Here is a 2550-nt window from a genome sequence, read left to right on the forward strand (position 1 = left end):
GGCCAGGGCCTCGGCCTCGACGGCGCGCTGGCGGTCCGCCGGGCTGTGCTCCATGAGCACGCGCGCGTGGGCGAGCTCGGCGGCGCAGCCCAGCTCCTCGGCGATCGGCGCGAGCCGCTCGAGGTCCGCGCCCAGGTGCTCGGCCAGCGGCACCTGGGTGCCGGCGGCGTCCACGATCACCGTGGCGTCCATCCCGTAGCGGGAGGCCCGCCACTTGTTCTCCTGCGTGTACCACGGCGGCAGGATCTCCATGTGGCGCCCCCGCTCCACGTCCGCGGACAGCTCGTGCACGAGGCACTGCGTGTAGGCGGCGACGGCGGCGATCTCCTCGAGCGTGGCCATCCCGTCGCACGCGCGCATCTCCACCGTGCCCAACCGCGGCACCGCGCGCACGTCCCAGCGGCACTCGGTGACGTCCTCCACCATGCCCACGTCCGTCATCTGCTGCACGCAAGCCTCGAACTCCGCCCACGTCTCGAACTGGAAGGGCAGGCCCGCGGTGGGCAGCTGCTGGAAGAGCTGGGTGCGCTGGGACTGGTAGCCGGTGTCCGCCCCCACCCAGAACGGCGAGGACGCGGACAGCGCCAGCAGGTGCGGGAAGCGGCTGATGAGGCGGTTGACGGCGGGCATCGCCTTGGCCGGGTCGTCGAGGCCCACGTGCACGTGGACCCCGAAGATCAGCATCTGCCGGCCCCAGTACTGGGTGAGGTCCACCATGCGGCCGTACCGCTCCTTGGGGGTGATCGGCTGGGTCATCGCCTCCCCGAACGGGTGGGTGCCCTGGCAGTACAGCGCCAGGCCGCGGTCGGCGGCGGCGCGCGCCACTCTGGCCGCGATGGTGCCGAGCTCGGCCACCGCCGCCGGAACGGCCTCGTGCACGCCGGTGACCAGCTCGACCGTGTTCTGCAGCAGCTCGCCGGTGACGTGGGGGTGGTCCTCGCCCTCCGCGAGCCCGGCCTCCTCGTGGAGCTCGTGCAGGATCGCGGGGGCCTCGGAGCGCAGGTCCCCGGTCGCGGCGTCCACGAGCGCGACCTCCCACTCGATGCCGAGGGTGGACTGCGTGGAGTCGGCGAAGGGCAGATTCATGGACCCATCCTAGGGACCGCCGCCCGCCACCGCGCGGGGGCGCCGTCGGCGGACCTACGCTGGAGCCCATGGCCCGCCCCCGTCCGTCCGCCCGCGCCCCCCGTCCCACGGCCGCCGCCTCGGAGGCGGACCCCACCGCCCTCGCCCCTGTCCTCGAGCCCGAAGGGCGGGCGCTGCTGGACTCCCTGGGCGAGCACCGCGCGGCGGACGCGCTCGCGGTCTCCTCCCGGCTGCGCGCCGCCGGGCATCCGCCCGAGCGGGTGGCGGCCGTGCTGACCCAGGCGGACCTGCGCGCCCGCGCTGTGCCGCGGCTCGGCCCGGACGCGCGGGGCATGCTGTTCACCCGGGACGGCCTCGAGCAGGCCACCCGGCCCGTCGTGGCGGCGCTGCACGCGCAGCGGATGGCCGCCGCCGGGGCCCGGACGGTCGCCGACCTGGGCTGCGGGCTGGGCCTGGACGCCCGGGCGTTCGCCGACGCCGGCCTGGGGGTGGTCGCCGTGGAGCGGGACGCCGTCGTCGCCGCGGCCGCCGAGGTCAACCTGACCGACCGCCCCGGCGCCCGCGTGGTGCACGGCGACGCCGTGCCGTGGGCCCGCGAGCACGTGCCCGCGCAGGCGGACGCCGTGTGGCTGGACCCCGCGCGCCGCCAAGTGGGCGGGGGCGGATCGGCCCGCGTGTTCGACCCCGAGGCGTTCTCCCCTCCGCTGAGCGTGGTCGAGGAGCTGGCGGCCACCGGCGTCCCGGTCGGCGTCAAGCTCGGCCCGGGCCTGCCCCACGAGGCCGTGCCGGCCGGCGCGGAGGCGGAGTGGGTCAGCGTGGACGGCGACGTCGTGGAGGCCGCCCTGTGGTTCAACGCCGCCGCCCGGCCCGGGGTGCGCCGCGCCGCCCGTGTGATCGACACCCGCGGCGGGCAGGCGACGACGGCGGAGCTCGTCTCCGGCGCGGACTTCGGCGACTCCCCGGGGGTCGAGGCCGTGGGGGAGGAGGGCATGCCCGGGCTGGTGGGGGAGGTGCTCCACGAGCCGGACGGCGCCGTCATCCGGGCCGGGCTCGTCACGGACCTGGCGGTCTCCTGGCCGACGCCGGCCCGCCAGCTGGACCCGCACCTGGCCTATTTGGTGGCCACCGAGCACGCGGTCGACCCGCTGGCCCGGGCGTACCGGATCGACGCGGTCCACGATTTCCACCTCAAGTCTCTGCGCCGGTGGGCGAAGGAGACGGGGGTCGGCCGCCTGGACGTGAAGAAGCGGGGCGTGCGCGAGACGCCCGAGGAGGTCCGCCGGCAGGTCCTGGGCGGCTCGAAGGGCGGCCGGGCCGCCGCCGGCGGGCGGCACGCGACGCTCGTGCTGGCCCGCGTGGGCGAGCGCCGGTTCGCGCTCGAGGTGACGCCCCTGGACTGAGGGAGGCCGCGCCGGGAGGCCGCCGGGGACGACCCGTGGCGGTTGCTGGCGCAGGGTCGCCGGG

2 protein-coding genes are annotated in these 2550 nt (G+C 76.8%); one reads left to right on the top strand and one right to left on the bottom strand.

The window, feature by feature from the left end; all coding sequences use genetic code 11:
- Positions 1-1086 (bottom strand): glutamate--cysteine ligase (locus NWP10_RS11535; RefSeq protein ID WP_258300997.1); only part of this gene is annotated, 1086 nt, incomplete at its 3' end.
- Between the two features lie 68 nt (positions 1087-1154).
- Here NWP10_RS11535 and NWP10_RS11540 point away from each other — a divergent pair.
- Positions 1155-2486 (top strand): SAM-dependent methyltransferase, encoded by a 1332-nt coding sequence (locus tag NWP10_RS11540; protein ID WP_258300998.1) that lies wholly within the window; start codon positions 1155-1157, stop codon positions 2484-2486.
- Positions 2487-2550 lie beyond the last annotated feature (64 nt).

The organism is Micrococcus sp. HG099 (genome assembly GCF_024723355.1).
GTDB classification, from domain to species: Bacteria; Actinomycetota; Actinomycetes; order Actinomycetales; family Micrococcaceae; genus Micrococcus; species Micrococcus endophyticus.

Excerpts from the sequence above, each read along its gene's own strand:
- NWP10_RS11540 (WP_258300998.1), top strand. The coding sequence starts at position 1,155 with ATGGCCCGCCCCCGTCCGTCCGCCCGCGCCCCCCGTCCCACGGCCGCC.